This window comes from Trichocoleus sp. DQ-A2 (assembly GCF_039961915.1).
Classification (GTDB): Bacteria; Cyanobacteriota; Cyanobacteriia; order Cyanobacteriales; family FACHB-T130; genus FACHB-T130.
In genome coordinates this window covers 257,345-271,191 of the sequence record NZ_JAMPKD010000005.1, presented here as the reverse complement: position 1 = coordinate 271,191, position 13,847 = coordinate 257,345, and the positions used below count along the sequence as shown (strand labels likewise).

Here is a 13,847-nt window from a genome sequence, read left to right as displayed (position 1 = left end):
CCATGATCGACCAATACCTACTCTGCTGTATGAAGTCCGCCCAATACGAATCCTTGGGCGGGGAGGTTGGTTTTTATGGGGAAATTCCCCAAGTTCCGGGGGTCTGGGCAACCGGAAGAACTCTGGAAGCTTGTGCGAGAGAGTTGCTGGAAGTGCTAGAAGAGTGGGTGAACATCGGGGTTGCGCGAGGGTACAAACTGCCAATTTGTGAAGAATCATGACCCACCATTACTGGAGCGATCGCATTCCTAGAGAAATCTCTCAGGAGATTGGGGATGCGATTAAGAGACAATCTTCCCGCCTGCCACCGAACTTGTTTGCCGAGTGGTTTTCGCCCGTCCGCTTGCAAGGGAGGGTGATTCCGTTCTGTAAAACCTACCCACACCACTTCTTAATTAACAAATAATCTAGAAAGCTTTAGTGATCTCACTGAAGGATTTTTAAGTCATACCACCTGAACATTCAGATAGAGTATGTTAAATATTTTTAGGGCTTACTCATAACCACTAAAAACTAATTGTGACAAGTAAGATTTTAGAATGCTTAAGAAGGCTAGTTAGTTTTTAAAATACTTTAAAAGTATCTTAACCCCAATATGGGGCGGCGTCAGGCGAGGAAAGTGATATTGCCCCACCTGAAGACGCCGACTAGCTTATACGACCAAGAAGCGCTTCTCGCAATTTGGCATAGTGTTCAACAGAAAGCTCTACGGACTCAAACACCCACTTCAACTCATCAGGGGTTAGGTGCTTGATCAGACACAAAAAAGCCCCTTGATTAAGTTGTTAGTGTGGGAACTCCCAACTTATCAGGGGGTCAATATTTTTATGAATTACAGCTTATATATCATCTAAATTAAGAAACTGTAATTATAGACTCTTCCTTCAAAATTGATCTAATATACTTAACAGAAATATCACTTTGTAAAGATTTTGAATATATAGAAATTAACATTACCTTAACTGAATTATCTTCAAGAACTTTAGTTGCAAAGTAAATAAATCTGTATCCTGCGCTTTTACCTTTCTTAATATCACTATTTTTAAGACGAAGCTTGTAAACTGTGTAGTCTTCTGAGCAAGCCCCAGGTATGGGGTCTCCTGCAAAAATCCCTTTTTCTAAATCCTTAAGAGTACCCTCAATATCCGTTCTGATGTTGAGGTACCTTTTTGAAAGGGAATTCAGATCCTTCTTAAACGCATGGGCATAATAAAGATCCACATTAATAGGTAAATCATCACTGTCACTTTGCATCAATTCCATCCCATAAAGTATCTATAGGACTAACACGTCCAGCAATGATATCATGCCAGCCTTCACGGAAACTTTCTTCAGCCGATCGTAATGGGACTTCTCCGCCTGTTAGTTCAAGAACCAAAGAAGTAAAATTATCGATCGAAGCCTCATTAAGTTTTATTGCATTAATGAGACTCTCAAATTCAAGTGTAGAGAAATTAGACCAAGCCGAAATTAAGTCTGAAGCAGCTTTTTCTCGGAAAACTTTTTTGTCAGAAAACTTGTAAGCTGTTACCTCGATCTTCCTTTTAAAAGAATGTGGTAAATAAGACCAAAACTCAGCCAGAATCTCAGCAAGAGAATTGTATATCTGAGATTTAATCAAAAAATTAGCCTCGAAACTTGCAACTTGTTGCTCAAAAGTTAGCTTATTAAACTTGCGTTCACTAAGATGCATTGACTTGAAAGTTTCAAACAAGCTAGAAACATGATCTAACTTATGAGAAAGTATTTCAATTTTTGAAATCACAAAACTAGCACTTACACCTTGGCTAGCAGCAATCTCATTCAAATACTCACGCCTATTAGCATACGAAGTCTCAGATTCCCTTAAATTAAGACAATCTTCATAAAAAATCCTTAAATGATTTACAACAAGTACAAACTTTTCAACAGGCTCCTGGGACTCATGCAAGAAGACTTGATTCATACTCATAACAACAAAACTTGGGGTAGAAGAAGTTAACTTTTTAGCTATATACGTAGCAACTATGCCAGAAAAACCCCTGTTACTCCCATCTTCAGTATATATTTCAACATATTTTCCATGTTCTTTCACAACTCATTTTTGCTACATCCCTGATGGGATGGAAGTTCTACACAGCTAAGACGCCGCGAGAACTCCCAAAGTATTAGAAGCGATCACTCCGCCTGAAGACGCAGGCTAACTCAGGCGGTGGCTGAGCGCTTCCCGCAATTTGGTGTAATGTTCGGGGGAAAGTTCTGTAGACTCAAATACCCACTTCAATTCATCAGGAGTCAGGTGCTTAATCCCTTGAGCGATTTCCACAGCGATTGTGGTTCTAGAATAGGCACCGGGACGATCGTCTACTTCCGCTGGGGCAGTGGGGCGATCGCTGTCGGGCAGCACTTGGGAGCCGTTCCACCCACGCCCGATCAGATTTTTTTGCTGCCCCTTAAGTTCGGCACTAGCGCTCTTAACTTCGGAGGGCGTCTCCTCTGGGGTGACATCTTCATCTTCTGGCTCTGAGTGCGAAATTTTCGTGGTTGGTTGCAAGGCATCGGGGGAAACCCACACAGCCGTTCCTTGATCGGACGCCAGCAGTATTCCTTTTTTGGGATCTACCCGATCGATTAGTCCCGTAGTACCTGGAGCAAACGCCCCAGCAATTTGCGTCACCTCCACCCGATCGCCCACATCTAAACCCGAACGCGAAATTTTCGCGCTCATCTCGCGCTCGGCAAGGATATTCTGCACGGTGCGGGCTTGGCTTTGAGTCAGCCCCAGGTGTTTGGCGATGATGTAGCTGCTCCAAACGGCAAGGCTTCTTTCGGCGTCGGGCAAGCCAATGGACGAGTCAAAGCGCCCTTCAGCCCTCTCCAGCTCTTTGGCGCTAAGATCGGGGATTTCCTTGATTTTGGCAAGCGATTGTTCTGGAGACAGGGTTTCGATTGTATCGAGAAGTAATTCCACGCGCCGTCGCTGGTCTTTGGGTGTCAGAGGAAGCCCGTGAGCGGCATTGGCAGAGCAGCTGTAGAGGATTGCGTCAATTTTGGTGCCCGGTCGCACGTCGTAAAGCACCCACTCGACATCTGCCAAAACGGCTGCACTGGTCCGGTGATGACAATCTCCCGCCCAAATATCGCCCTTGCCGTCGCAAAAGACCACAGGGAGAGGTTTGCGCTCCCACTCCCACAAACCTTCTGCCATCAGCTCCGCATACCGATCGCGCGTTTCGATATCCGTCTTGGTGCGGGATTGCGTCCCAGCATCGATGATAATGCCGCGAGGGTCAAGCCATTTTTCACCAGTTTGAGTGGTATCGATTGCAGGCAGCTCAGGCGCTTGGTCGCTATCAGCCTCAATGCTGTCGCTTGCCAAAGCCGCTTCCTTCCCGTCGTCAAACTTCACCCACCATCCGCCAGAAGGGAAGTGGTAGTGGGCGACGGTGCCGGTCAACCTTGTATTTTTGGTAATAATCCGAGCGCCCTTGGGAAACCATTGACCCTGAAAGTGGGTGAGGAATTCTGGGGAGATGCTTGATGTTGATGTGGGGTTTTCTGGGTTGAAGGTAATTTCAACCCGTTCCCCTTCAACTTTCACAATCCGCGCCTCAGTAATCCCCAGATGCCAGCAGCGATCGCCTTCTTTCCAGGTCAGGGAAAGCTCATCTTCGTTCTGAGTCATTGGTAATGGGTCATTAGCTGGCTTAGGGGAAGGCTTTGTTTGAGCCACTTTCACCCGTCTCAATTGCTGCCTTAACCCGCGAATTCTCAGCTTATTGCCAGCGGGATGCGCTTCGGCATACTCCAACGCTTTTTCTAAAGTGGCAATGGAGGCGCGTTTGAGGGCGTTCTGGCAGTTGATGTCTCCCCAAGAGCAACCCGTCAGCCAGTCATAATCTCTAGCGTCTGACGATTGAAGGAGTGCGACTTCTATTAAATTGTTGTGCGATGATTCATTCCAATCGACGGAAGCTATGATTTTGTCCGCTAGACCGTCCCGACTAATTTCTTTGACGACTCCCCAACCGCAATCGGAGTTGTAGACGCGATCGCCCACGCTAAAAGGCGGAATTTTAATTGGTTCTTCCACCTCTTTGTTGTTCTGTTCCTCAAAAATTCTTTGCTCCTCAATTTCCTCAAGGAGTTCTTTCTCAGTGAATTGGTTAGCCAGCTCGTCTTCCTCTTCCTCCGAGTCAGCATCGTTCGACCATTTAATATCTGCTGGTAGCTGCCAGCTCATTAATTTCCGATCAATCAATCCCGCCTGCTGCATCTGTTCCAGCTTTGGCTGCAAGCGCCTTAGTTCGGTATGCAGGATTTGTTCCAACTTGATGCCGCTAACTCCCCCTTGAGCGCTGTGCCGACTAACAACCAGATAAATTTCAGCGATCGCCTGGGTCTTGAGCAATTCTTCCTGTTCGGGCGTGAATTCTCTGCTGTAAAGCTCTTTCATCGGGCTGGATTGTAATTGCATGATTTTCTCTCCTGGTAATGGCTCGTCAAGCGATGAAGCTGTTGAGGTAGTCGATGTATCTCCAGGCAACGGCAGCGCACTGGGGAACGACGGCATCTCCGAGGGCACTGGTTCTTTCTGCGCGGTGGGGAAGGCTGCGGTGCTGACAGACGAGTTGTTGGATGGAATCAACGGAGTTAATTCCCCACCATCCGCTTCTGGAATAGCTGTGTAATCTTGCTCGAAGCCCATCCAGTTCTCTCGGATGTTCGGGTGCGAGCAGTGTCCCGGTGGAATGTTGGGTTGTAGATGGGATCTCAAAGTATTGAAGGTGCCCTGATGTATCCCCTTGTCTGTCCCTCCTTCGCTTGCTCTCGGCGTTGGCGACAGATACAGCTCTGTCTCGAAATTTCTCCCTTGCTTGCTGTTCGTGCGCTTCCTGCCGCCCAGTCCCCAGGTGACTGGAGTTGGTGACAGATGCAATGTCGCCTCGAATCCGTCCTGTCCAGGCGTCCGGTACTCTTGTGAGTTTCTCGAAAGCGCCATTGGGGTAGGCGATAAGGAAGACCCGCTCTCTTGGGTGGGGTGCCCCAACGCTGGCTGCCCAAATAGTCTGCCACTGGCACTCGTACCCGCTCTCGGCAAGGCTCCAGCATACGAGTCCAAGGGGTGAAACGCCCTGTCTTCGCTTGGGGTGGCGGCATCCTGCGGGATTTTCCCAGAGGACAAATTGAGGGCGACATTCTTGAATAATCCTGAGTTGCTCCCACCACAAGCCAGAGCGATCGCCTTCAAGTCCTCTGCCGTTGGAGTTGGCAAGGCTGTTGTCTTGACAGGGACTGCCGCCGCAGATGATGTGGAATTGTCCGGGAGCAGTGCGGTAGGTTCGCACGTCGTCGTGAATCGGGATGCCAGGGTTGTGGCGTCGGAGGATGCGTTGTCGGTAAGGTTTTTCCTCGACAAATTGGGCGACTCGGTATTTGTGAGAGAGTCCAGCGTGCTTGATTCCTTGGTCGCACAATCCACCGATTCCACTGAAGAGACTGAGGACTTGCCACTCCTGCATTCAAAAATCATCTCCATTTTTCTCCACGTACTCGCGTGCCATTTCTAAGGCTTTGTCTCGTGTGGCTTGAGCCGCCCCAACCGAAATCGGGCACCGACTGGAATCGCGGGGATAGACTACCCCTTGCCAGCCACCAAATTCTTTTTGAGCGTGCATCGTCCCTGGAAATCGAGTGAAATAGCTCGGCTCCACGCCGTATTTAATCCCCTTGTGTTCCTGCACTTTCAAACGCCTCCGCAGCTTGTTTCCAGGTACTACCATCCTCAAATCGCACATTGCACTCGTTAAATGTCCGCGTCCCCAAGCTGTCCTTTTGCCGCGCCATCCACGCTCCAATCACAACTGCGGCTCTGCCAGAATTTTTGCCCCAGCCGGATTTCACTCGAACGCGATCGCCCACTTTGAGTTCGTCGTTTGTTGAAAAGTGTGAGATTGTGTCACAGTCCTCAAACCCTTGCCCAGCAAGAACTGTGAAAGATTTTGTTGAAACTTGAAAATTAGAGGGGGGTGTATTTTTTTCCTCTAACTCAACTGCGACTTCCACCGGCTCTGCAAGAGATGATGTTGCGACCGGCGCAGTTTCAAGAAAGTCAACAGAATCGCTCACAGTTGGCTCTGGGGTTGCGTTTGACAAGTGTGAAACCATGTCACAGTTTTCAACAAACTTCCAGAAAAGATTGCGTCCTTCCCGCTTTAGGGTGCCCAGTCCCATCCGCGCCAGCTCTTGCAATTTAGCTTTGGCTTCTTCGGCGGTCTTCGCCCAGTGCTTCAGCTGGAGCGCTCGGTGAGAAATCCAACCTTGTTCTTTGGAAAGGTTGGCGATGTCCACCAGTTCGCTCGGCACGTCTGGCTGAGATTTGGAATTGAGCAGCCGCGCTTGATTGAGGTAGTAACTCGCCCAAGCGATCGCTCGTTCGATGGTTGAAGCGTTGATGGTGGTTGTGAAGGGAAGCGATGGATCGGCGGCGAGATCCAAGCAGTGAATTACCAGGGCAAGGCGTGCCATATACCCTTTGAGCTTGGAAAGGGCGTTCCGCATCGCATCCGTTGAGTTACTCTTCTCGTCGGCTAAATAATTGACCCAGTGCTTGTACAAATCCCTCGCCTCTGGGTCGAGCGTGTAGAGGGTATCCGACGGCAACGTGTCCAGATGACGGTAAAGGGTAGCGAGGAAGGGCGTGATATCGGTTTCGCCGTCCGTCCAGTAATCAGGCAGATGTGGCGGCTTTGACCAGAGGAAGCGCCCCCACATCCCGTCTGGGTCGTCCGGGTCTTTCATCGTTCGCAGGAGAATCTTTTCTTGAATGCCGCCGGTGATGGAAATGCAGGTGCGAGAGAGGAAAGACTTTTTGCCAATCCGATCCACCTTGTCATCCGCACCGTTCCAGAGGTCTAAAAATATCTGCCGGTCATCGCCCTTTCCCCCTTTGTACTGACCCATGCCGGTGAAGAGTCCGGCGAGTTCGTCCTTGACTGCCACAAAACCTGTGGCGTTCTTTTCCTGAGCGTGAGCCTCAAGAAGCGCTTCAGTTGTCCAGCGCCCCATGTAATAGTCACGCACGGACGGCTTTTCTGGCTTGGGATTTTGGGCGCGGGCTTCTTTATCAAGCGCTTCCCACTTGGTTAAAGCCTGGTCGTACTCGGAGATTGCCGCTTCAAACTCCTGCTGGACGGAAGCTTGCAGGGCGACTAAGGGGCGCTTGACAACATTCAATCCGGGCGATTTCATGCTCCCGGCATCGCCAATCACTCCGGTCCAAACGATGCACGGTTCTTTCCAGGTGGGTTTAATCGCCACGGTGGCTTTGGTGCCAATGAGTCCGGCGGCAATGCTGGCGAAGGGTTGCACCAGGTATTCCACCGGGCAAGGCAGGGAATCCGCCGCTGCTTTCAATGCCTTGGCAATATAAGGATGAAAAACACTGCCCAAATCCAGGCGCTCGGCGTTGTAGGCGGCGAGTTCTGCCACAATTTGGCGCTTTTCAACGGATTGCTCCGATTCGCCCTCCAATTCAAGGAGCTTCTCCAGTTTCTGGATAGCCTTGGAGCTTTTCTCGGTGAAGTCAGTGCTGTCTGCCGCCATCGCATAGACTTCGCGACCGACGGCAGCCATGCGGCGGTTTTTGTAATGATGCAGGATTAAATCAATACAGGACTGGAAGCTCTCGCCGATTATCCACGGGCAATCCACCAGATTCGCCAGCAGAGCTTGACCCCCCGCCGCTTCTAGTTGGTGGTGCGAGTGGAGCCAACTGCACACGCTCATCAAGTCCACATCTTTACCGGCGGCGTGGAGGTCAAGGCAGGCACGCCAGATTATCTGGTGAGCGGGACTTGCCATTGCGTCTGGGGCGAGGATTGCCGCCGCCCGATCCAGCGCTTCTGGAACTTGATTGAGCAGGATGGTTCCGAGCAGTGCTTCTTCGGCTTCTAGGTTTTGCGAGGCGAGGGATTGGTTGTCAAACTTAGTTGGGTTCATTATTGTTAACTTAGATATTTTGATTTGGGTTCAAGAGCCTTGATTTACGAGGCTCTTGGGCTTTTTCTCGTGTCTGAGGCAGTTCTCATGGCCTCGTCATCCTCTACGTCAAAAAGCAAATCCAACTCAAGTTGTCGGGCTGTGGGCTGTGCGAGTTTTTTCTTGTTGAGAGTCGCTATCGCGCTGTGGAAGTCCGCTTCTTCTATGCCCCATTCGTCGCAAAAAGATTCAATGTCAATCGAAGGGCTGCTCTGCGTGTAACTGATTTTTATGGCGAGTCCGATGTATTGCCAGGGCAGGAGAAACTTCGTGCTTCTGAGCTTCAATAGTTCGGGTTTGTCGATGACATACACCATCTCCTTAAACTCTCTGGGGATGGAAACGTTTGCTACGAGTTGCATGATTAATCCTTCAGGTAATAGCGATATAAATTGTTTCGAGTCCCGTTTCCACGCCTCTCAATGGCTTCGCGGGAAAGCAGGCGTTCAATGGCGCGGGTAAAGAACGTGAGACTGCGCCCATTCCCGATGGCTTGCCAAATGTGTCGCCCGTGCATTCCGGGGCGCTCTTGGAGTAGGGCGAGAATTTCTGCCTCGACTTGCGCTTTCTCGGCTCTTTCAATGGCGAGGGGGACGTTTCTAAACTGCTGCACGGGTATCCTCCCTCTGTCTTGGTTTCGCCTCGCGAGCGCCGCCGTGGAGTTTGAGCGCTTTGTAATCCTTCCAGTCGGCAATCTGCCTGAGCAACCACTCAGTCGCCAGTCGATCGCCAGAAGTGACTTTGGCAACTTCTCCTATGCCAGCGCCCAGCGCCCATGCCACAAAGTCGGCAAGGTGGATTTTGATGGGGGAGTGGGTGCAATCCCCATCTCTGTAAGCGGGAAGCCCCATATTTTTCCAGCGCCCAATCAGCGTGTTGTTTCTGGCACCGAGGCAGCGTTGCAACTGCTTTCCAGTCACCCACCCCGCCGATTCGTCGGTATATCGCAGGGACTCACCCAGAAAGTGAATCCGATGCTTGAGCGCCATGTGACTTCGCATGGGCCAACCTTCTTTTTTGGCTCGTTGGTTCCAGACCCTTTCCAGGTGGGGAGAGCGGAAAATCTCAAGGAGTAGAAAATCTTCTTCTTGGGACCAGTTGCGACGGCTTCGCCTGCTATAGCCAAGGTCGCGGATTCGCTCAATCAGGGCGGCATGAGTCCGCATGGGCCAACCTTCTTCTTTGGCTTTTTCGCTCCAAAGGCTATCTAGGTTTGGGGCGCGGAACACTTCCAAAAGGAAGGATTCTTCTTCGGGAGTCCACTTATATCCACCACTCATGCGATCGCCCCCTGCGCGTAACGGATGGTTTGCAGGTAAGCTTTCAGGAGCGCGATGGCGGGATGGGTATCGGCTTCGACTCCCCGCCCGGTGCCGCCAGTCCATAAGGGGACGATTAAATCTAGCTGGCGCAGGACGATCCTCAATCCGCGGGCGTTAGCCGCTTCTCTGATGGCAAATTCCAGCCAGATAAGCTGAGTTGGTTCTGGAGCGGCGGCGTTGATATGGTGGTTGGTACCGTCGGATAGGGCGGTGCAATAACACCACCAGCGGCAATCGGATAGCCAGCAGCGCTCTGGCTCAATTTCTGCCCACTGCCACAACAGATTTTGTAAAGTCATTTTGGAGACGTTCATCTTCTGTGAACTCGCTTGTTTTTGAAGTAAATTAGCTTTCTCGCTTCCAGGCTTCGCAGCACGGTAAAGGTGTCGATGAAGCTGAGGTTGAGTTGAGAGGCGATCGCTTGCGGACTTTGGGGCGCAAATATCAATAGCGTCAGGATTTTTTGCTCGAAGAACGGATAGCGCTCTGACCGTTTGGATTTCTTGCCCACAAAGAGTTTCATCATCTTCATTGCGCGACTCCCGAAAGTTTTTGGGAGCGCAGTAAGTCGAGGAGCGATCGCCCTTGGGGAGTCAGTTCGTATCGGTTGGCACCGCCCTTGGTGCCTTTTTGCAGCACTCGGACGAGTCCCTGGCTTTCCAATCCCGCGAGGTGATGGTTGAGGCGGGAATAACCTCGCCCTAATAACTGGCGGCGTTGGATGCCTCTGTGGCGGGCGACGTGGAGGAAAATTCTGAGCTTGACCGAGTGGGGTGGATTCATGGAGACACCTGCCACCGCAGCCAGCAGCGATAAGTGTTGGCGATGAGGGGATGAACTCTATCGCCCGTGGAAATTGAGCTGGTGCTGACGTTTAAATCTCTGGCTAACCCCTTAATCGCACCCATGCCGAATTCGCTAGAGAGGAAAGCGAAGGGGTCGCACTCTTGGGGCGAAAAATTGGAGCGCCAGATGCTGTAGAGGCTGACACTCTCGGTTTGGGGATTTGATGATACTTTGTAGGTACTCATTGACCACCTCGATTGGTTACTGGGGAATCCCCTGGAATTCCAGTCCTAGGGGTGAGCCGTCTACTCCCTTGAGTGGGCGGCTTTTTGATTACGCCGCTTTGTCTTGCTCAAAGGATTGAATAATTTCGCCCAGCCGCTGGCGATAAATTTCTCGCCCAAGAGCGCACGTCGGGCGCTCCTTACAGCAGTCGCACAAGGGGAGCTGGCGACCAAGGAGAGCGCTTGCTGCTTGGTAGCGTTGGGCGCTGGATTTTAGGAGTTGGGCGATGTGCGGGATCATGCGATCGCCTCTAGTTCTGCTCCCGCTCCGTCTGCGGGAACCTCCCTCCCATGCTTCCTGAGCCAATCAACCAAAGCCTCGCTGTTAACCTCTTTTAAGGTCATGTCTAGTTCGATGGCAGCAATGCTCAGCTGTCGTTTTAGCTCCGGGTCTATTCCCGCGAACCATCTAGTCTCATTTTTTTTGATGTTGCTTCCCACGCCTCTATAAAGTTGATAAAGTGACTTTATAGAGACATTTTCGTAGACACCTAGCTCAAGTGTCAAGGGGATAAACTTGTAGGACGCCCTCGCTCCAGTGGGTTTTCTGCCTTAAATTGTGTAAATGGTCACGTTTGGTTGGTAGGGCTAAGGAAGACGATGCGCTCAATCGAAAGCTATATTTCCCAGGCGAAACAAGAATATGATGCCGAACGATTCCGGCAAACGCTTTCAGAGCTTCGGCTGCCTGCGGGTTGTACTCCCCACTTCAACCTAGGAACGGGAATTTTAGAGATCGTCTGTGAATCAGACGATCTCGTTGAGCAAATTTGGCGCGATCAGCGCTCCTTACTGCCTTATATACGTGCTGAAAGAATTACTGTTAAATCTGAAGGTGGCAGCAGTGTGTTGACCGCTGCCACGGACAGTTTACTTAATGCGTGGGAAAAGGGTTCCCAGGGAGCATCCCATATGAATGGTAACGGAATTAGGCTAAATCGCGACCCAGTTATTTTAAGGATTGCGGAGCGCATTTACAACAACGAAAAACATCCAATGGCTTTGGTTTCGCTAGAGACTCACACTAACTTGCATTTCAATCAAGCGCTGATCGAAATGACCGGATCTTCTCCCAAGGAGCTTAGGACTAAAAATCTGAAGTTGCATTGGTTAAGTCCAGAGGAGTTGCGTCCAGACATTTATTCTCAATATCTAAACGACTCTCGGCTGCCGCCTGAATTGGAACAGGTAGAAATCAAATTGCGCCAGCAAAACTTTCTGCCTGCTGAACAATACAGGGGTTGGCGTGGTAGAGAATACGGTACTTGGACTTCAAGCCCTTTAAATAGTTTCAGTGACCGTTGTTGATTCCATTTAATTCCCCTATGTGGTGACGCTCTGGGGGAATTTCTTTTTGAGGGTAATTGTTTCCTACCATCTCAACTAATTGGTCTGTGGTAAAAGGAAGCACCCTGGTCAAAAAACCAATCACGATGGGATTTGGGGTTTCTCCTTTTAGCAAAGAGTTTAGCTCGGTTTCTGTCAAACCAGTATCTCTCAAGAATCCCTCCTTGGTTCTGGAGTCGATCTCTGCTCTGACCAACTCGATCAAATTTCCTTTATTCGTCATAGGATGCCCCTTTGTAGAATAAGTGCTTGCCCTGCCCTCCTCTCGCATCGCCTCAATTGCGGCAATTGCCACTTGTGCCGCTTCGTCACGAGCTAAATAACTCACCTCTTGGAGAATCTGCCCAAGAGTCAGCGATCGCTTGCCGGTTCCGTTTAAATATTCTTCAAGATTCAGATCGCCACGTAAATAAGCATAAATGTCGTTGAGTGACCTGCCGCTAAATGCGGCTACCTTGGCTAAATTCTCCGCCTCAACAGATTTTACATCCTGGCTTTTCCATTGATTCACGGCGGTACGGGATAGCCCTAACCGCCTAGCAAAAGCCGCAGTTTTTAAATCTCCTTGCAAGAGATTTATTAATTGAGCGTATCTTGTCTTGCTGTCTGGGTCGCTAAGTGCCATTCCGTCCGTCAACTATTGTTGTCAATGACTTTATAGATTCATTTTTACATCCATCCCTCTTGACAACCAATAGACTTATTGGTGATTCTGTCTTTGTGAAGTTAGAAAAATGACTTTGTGGGGACAGAAAATTAAAAACCAAATAGCTAAACAGCTAAATACAGCAGCGGGATAGCGAAGCGCCGACCTTTCGCTTCGCTATCGCTCTCGTACTGCTTTTAGATTCAAGTGAAGACGCGGGGGTATAAACATGGATTATGACGATAAAATTTTAGCCAGTGCAGATTTAGATGATGACGCAATGGCTTGGACGGAACTTCAATACTCAAAAACCGAAGTCGGTAAAGCTGGAGACACTTTAATCAATCCTTCATCAACAAAGGAAGAATGCTCTCAAGCACTACTTATCCTTAACAACTGGAGAGCTTCTCATGCTTTCCCGTTAAACAGTTTACAAGGATCGTTAAGATACCGCTGCAACCTAATAACACCAGAGGCATTAGTTAGTCAAAGACTAAAACGAGTATCCTCAATTACAAACAAACTGTCTCGCTTTTCCGGCATGAAACTTAACAGAATGCAGGACATAGGAGGATGTAGAGCAGTAATGCCTACGGTAGAAAATGTATATCAACTCCAAAGATTAATGGTTGACAAAGCCACAACAGTTAATGGAAAACTTATAAAAATAGTTAAGAGCAACCTTATAAAAGAATATGATTATATTAAAAACCCTAAACCATCGGGCTACAGAGGAATACATTTAATTTATAAATATCAAAGCAAAAGAAGAGAAAGTTTTAACGGGCATGTAGTTGAAATTCAAATGAGATCCTTGATCCAACATGCCTGGGCTACAAGCGTTGAAATTGCAGGAGCTTTCCTCGGAGATGCTCTAAAATCAGGTCAAGGCTCCGAAGAATGGCTAAAATTTTTTGGACTAATCAGTATACTATTTTCACAATTTGAAGAGTGTACGCCAGAAGAAATTAGCACGACCGAAATAGAAAACATCCGGCAAGAAACTATTTATCTTGCAAATAAGTTATCTGTTTCGGAAAAACTTAAAGCATTTTCAGTGGCTACAAAGTATGGAAATGAACACGGAGAAGCAGGATACTTTCTTCTCGTTCTTAATGTTGATGAAAAAACAATCTCAATAAACTATTACAACAGTGAAAACTTAGAGAATGCAAACAATGAATATCTTGAACTAGAAGAAAAATACAAAAATACTAATATCAATATTGTGCTTGTCGCAACAGAGTCTATGTGGAGCCTTAGAAAAGCATTCCCTAACTACTTTGCAGACTCAGAGCTTTTCTTAGAAACCCTCAATAAAGTTTTATACCAATAAAAACTAATAACTCCAAGTGCGGAGGGGGCAAATCCCCTTCCGCACTCCCCTAAGCCAATTATTCGCTCACCAAAGAAGCGCGAACTGACATAGAGGGCGATCGCACT

General features: G+C 48.9%; 19 protein-coding genes. 4 read left to right on the top strand and 15 right to left on the bottom strand.

The genetic code is table 11. The features are described from left to right. Positions 1 to 2 precede the first annotated feature (2 nt). Both NC997_RS06845 and NC997_RS06840 read left to right on the top strand, forming a co-directional pair. On the top strand, positions 3 to 221 hold the full coding sequence (locus NC997_RS06845) for a type II toxin-antitoxin system HicB family antitoxin (protein ID WP_190525382.1): 219 nt from the start codon (positions 3 to 5) through the stop codon (positions 219 to 221). Next, positions 218 to 406, top strand: a complete 189-nt coding sequence (locus tag NC997_RS06840) for a hypothetical protein (protein ID WP_190525381.1) — start codon at positions 218 to 220, stop codon at positions 404 to 406. Before NC997_RS06845 ends, NC997_RS06840 begins: the two co-directional genes overlap by 4 nt. A gap of 449 nt (positions 407 to 855) precedes the next feature. Here NC997_RS06840 and NC997_RS06835 read toward each other — a convergent pair whose 3' ends face one another. From NC997_RS06835 to NC997_RS06770, 14 genes are all read right to left on the bottom strand, one after another. Further along, positions 856 to 1,254 (bottom strand): type II toxin-antitoxin system RelE/ParE family toxin, encoded by a 399-nt coding sequence (locus tag NC997_RS06835; protein WP_190525380.1) that lies wholly within the window; start codon positions 1,252 to 1,254, stop codon positions 856 to 858. Beyond that, positions 1,244 to 2,074, bottom strand: coding sequence for a hypothetical protein (locus NC997_RS06830; RefSeq protein WP_190525404.1), 831 nt, complete (start codon positions 2,072 to 2,074; stop codon positions 1,244 to 1,246). The genes NC997_RS06835 and NC997_RS06830 overlap by 11 nt, the downstream gene beginning before the upstream one ends. A 2,407-nt stretch (positions 2,075 to 4,481) precedes the next feature. After that, positions 4,482 to 5,501, bottom strand: a complete 1,020-nt coding sequence (locus tag NC997_RS06825; protein ID WP_190525379.1) for a DNA cytosine methyltransferase — start codon at positions 5,499 to 5,501, stop codon at positions 4,482 to 4,484. Then, the gene (locus tag NC997_RS06820; protein WP_190525378.1) at positions 5,502 to 5,723 is read right to left on the bottom strand and encodes a hypothetical protein; all 222 of its coding nucleotides are present in this window, start codon (positions 5,721 to 5,723) and stop codon (positions 5,502 to 5,504) included. Continuing rightward, positions 5,701 to 7,980: a DUF3987 domain-containing protein gene (locus NC997_RS06815; protein WP_190525377.1), complete on the bottom strand. Its 2,280-nt coding sequence runs from the start codon at positions 7,978 to 7,980 to the stop codon at positions 5,701 to 5,703. Before NC997_RS06815 ends, NC997_RS06820 begins: the two co-directional genes overlap by 23 nt. Positions 7,981 to 8,024: 44 nt before the next feature. Continuing rightward, complete coding sequence (locus tag NC997_RS06810; protein ID WP_190525376.1) at positions 8,025 to 8,381, bottom strand: hypothetical protein; 357 nt, start codon at positions 8,379 to 8,381, stop codon at positions 8,025 to 8,027. Positions 8,382 to 8,383: 2 nt separating this feature from the next. Continuing rightward, complete coding sequence (locus NC997_RS06805; RefSeq protein ID WP_190525375.1) at positions 8,384 to 8,632, bottom strand: hypothetical protein; 249 nt, start codon at positions 8,630 to 8,632, stop codon at positions 8,384 to 8,386. Further along, positions 8,619 to 9,299, bottom strand: coding sequence for a hypothetical protein (locus tag NC997_RS06800; RefSeq protein ID WP_190525374.1), 681 nt, complete (start codon positions 9,297 to 9,299; stop codon positions 8,619 to 8,621). The genes NC997_RS06805 and NC997_RS06800 overlap by 14 nt, the downstream gene beginning before the upstream one ends. Beyond that, positions 9,296 to 9,655 carry a hypothetical protein gene (locus tag NC997_RS06795; RefSeq protein ID WP_348257773.1) on the bottom strand — a complete coding sequence of 120 codons (360 nt, stop codon included), beginning with the start codon at positions 9,653 to 9,655 and terminating at the stop codon, positions 9,296 to 9,298. Before NC997_RS06795 ends, NC997_RS06800 begins: the two co-directional genes overlap by 4 nt. After that, a complete protein-coding gene (locus tag NC997_RS06790; protein WP_348257772.1) occupies positions 9,652 to 9,873 on the bottom strand; it encodes a hypothetical protein in 222 nt (73 codons plus the stop codon). Before NC997_RS06790 ends, NC997_RS06795 begins: the two co-directional genes overlap by 4 nt. Continuing rightward, positions 9,870 to 10,124: a LysR family transcriptional regulator gene (locus NC997_RS06785; protein WP_190525371.1), complete on the bottom strand. Its 255-nt coding sequence runs from the start codon at positions 10,122 to 10,124 to the stop codon at positions 9,870 to 9,872. Before NC997_RS06785 ends, NC997_RS06790 begins: the two co-directional genes overlap by 4 nt. Further along, positions 10,121 to 10,372 carry a hypothetical protein gene (locus NC997_RS06780; RefSeq protein ID WP_190525370.1) on the bottom strand — a complete coding sequence of 84 codons (252 nt, stop codon included), beginning with the start codon at positions 10,370 to 10,372 and terminating at the stop codon, positions 10,121 to 10,123. Before NC997_RS06780 ends, NC997_RS06785 begins: the two co-directional genes overlap by 4 nt. An 88-nt stretch (positions 10,373 to 10,460) precedes the next feature. Then, a complete protein-coding gene (locus tag NC997_RS06775) occupies positions 10,461 to 10,652 on the bottom strand; it encodes a hypothetical protein (protein WP_190525369.1) in 192 nt (63 codons plus the stop codon). Continuing rightward, the gene (locus NC997_RS06770) at positions 10,649 to 10,918 is read right to left on the bottom strand and encodes a hypothetical protein (RefSeq protein ID WP_190525368.1); all 270 of its coding nucleotides are present in this window, start codon (positions 10,916 to 10,918) and stop codon (positions 10,649 to 10,651) included. Before NC997_RS06770 ends, NC997_RS06775 begins: the two co-directional genes overlap by 4 nt. Before the next feature lie 93 nt (positions 10,919 to 11,011). Between NC997_RS06770 and NC997_RS06765 the strand changes: the two genes are divergently transcribed. Continuing rightward, positions 11,012 to 11,719 carry a hypothetical protein gene (locus NC997_RS06765; RefSeq protein ID WP_190525367.1) on the top strand — a complete coding sequence of 236 codons (708 nt, stop codon included), beginning with the start codon at positions 11,012 to 11,014 and terminating at the stop codon, positions 11,717 to 11,719. Here the strand turns inward: NC997_RS06765 and NC997_RS06760 are convergent. Continuing rightward, positions 11,703 to 12,383 (bottom strand): hypothetical protein, encoded by a 681-nt coding sequence (locus NC997_RS06760; protein WP_190525366.1) that lies wholly within the window; start codon positions 12,381 to 12,383, stop codon positions 11,703 to 11,705. The genes NC997_RS06765 and NC997_RS06760 overlap by 17 nt on opposite strands. A 250-nt stretch (positions 12,384 to 12,633) precedes the next feature. Here NC997_RS06760 and NC997_RS06755 point away from each other — a divergent pair, with 250 nt between their 5' ends. Continuing rightward, complete coding sequence (locus NC997_RS06755) at positions 12,634 to 13,740, top strand: RelA/SpoT domain-containing protein (protein ID WP_190525365.1); 1,107 nt, start codon at positions 12,634 to 12,636, stop codon at positions 13,738 to 13,740. Positions 13,741 to 13,847: the final 107 nt, after the last annotated feature.

Excerpts from the sequence above, each read along its gene's own strand:
- NC997_RS06845 (WP_190525382.1), top strand. The coding sequence starts at position 3 with ATGATCGACCAATACCTACTCTGCTGTATGAAGTCCGCCCAATACGAA.
- NC997_RS06840 (WP_190525381.1), top strand. The coding sequence starts at position 218 with ATGACCCACCATTACTGGAGCGATCGCATTCCTAGAGAAATCTCTCAG.
- NC997_RS06835 (WP_190525380.1), bottom strand. The coding sequence starts at position 1,254 with ATGCAAAGTGACAGTGATGATTTACCTATTAATGTGGATCTTTATTAT.
- NC997_RS06825 (WP_190525379.1), bottom strand. The coding sequence starts at position 5,501 with ATGCAGGAGTGGCAAGTCCTCAGTCTCTTCAGTGGAATCGGTGGATTG.
- NC997_RS06815 (WP_190525377.1), bottom strand. The coding sequence starts at position 7,980 with ATGAACCCAACTAAGTTTGACAACCAATCCCTCGCCTCGCAAAACCTA.
- NC997_RS06810 (WP_190525376.1), bottom strand. The coding sequence starts at position 8,381 with ATGCAACTCGTAGCAAACGTTTCCATCCCCAGAGAGTTTAAGGAGATG.
- NC997_RS06800 (WP_190525374.1), bottom strand. The coding sequence starts at position 9,299 with ATGAGTGGTGGATATAAGTGGACTCCCGAAGAAGAATCCTTCCTTTTG.
- NC997_RS06795 (WP_348257773.1), bottom strand. The coding sequence starts at position 9,655 with ATGAACGTCTCCAAAATGACTTTACAAAATCTGTTGTGGCAGTGGGCA.
- NC997_RS06790 (WP_348257772.1), bottom strand. The coding sequence starts at position 9,873 with ATGAAGATGATGAAACTCTTTGTGGGCAAGAAATCCAAACGGTCAGAG.
- NC997_RS06785 (WP_190525371.1), bottom strand. The coding sequence starts at position 10,124 with ATGAATCCACCCCACTCGGTCAAGCTCAGAATTTTCCTCCACGTCGCC.
- NC997_RS06780 (WP_190525370.1), bottom strand. The coding sequence starts at position 10,372 with ATGAGTACCTACAAAGTATCATCAAATCCCCAAACCGAGAGTGTCAGC.
- NC997_RS06775 (WP_190525369.1), bottom strand. The coding sequence starts at position 10,652 with ATGATCCCGCACATCGCCCAACTCCTAAAATCCAGCGCCCAACGCTAC.
- NC997_RS06765 (WP_190525367.1), top strand. The coding sequence starts at position 11,012 with ATGCGCTCAATCGAAAGCTATATTTCCCAGGCGAAACAAGAATATGAT.
- NC997_RS06760 (WP_190525366.1), bottom strand. The coding sequence starts at position 12,383 with ATGGCACTTAGCGACCCAGACAGCAAGACAAGATACGCTCAATTAATA.
- NC997_RS06755 (WP_190525365.1), top strand. The coding sequence starts at position 12,634 with ATGGATTATGACGATAAAATTTTAGCCAGTGCAGATTTAGATGATGAC.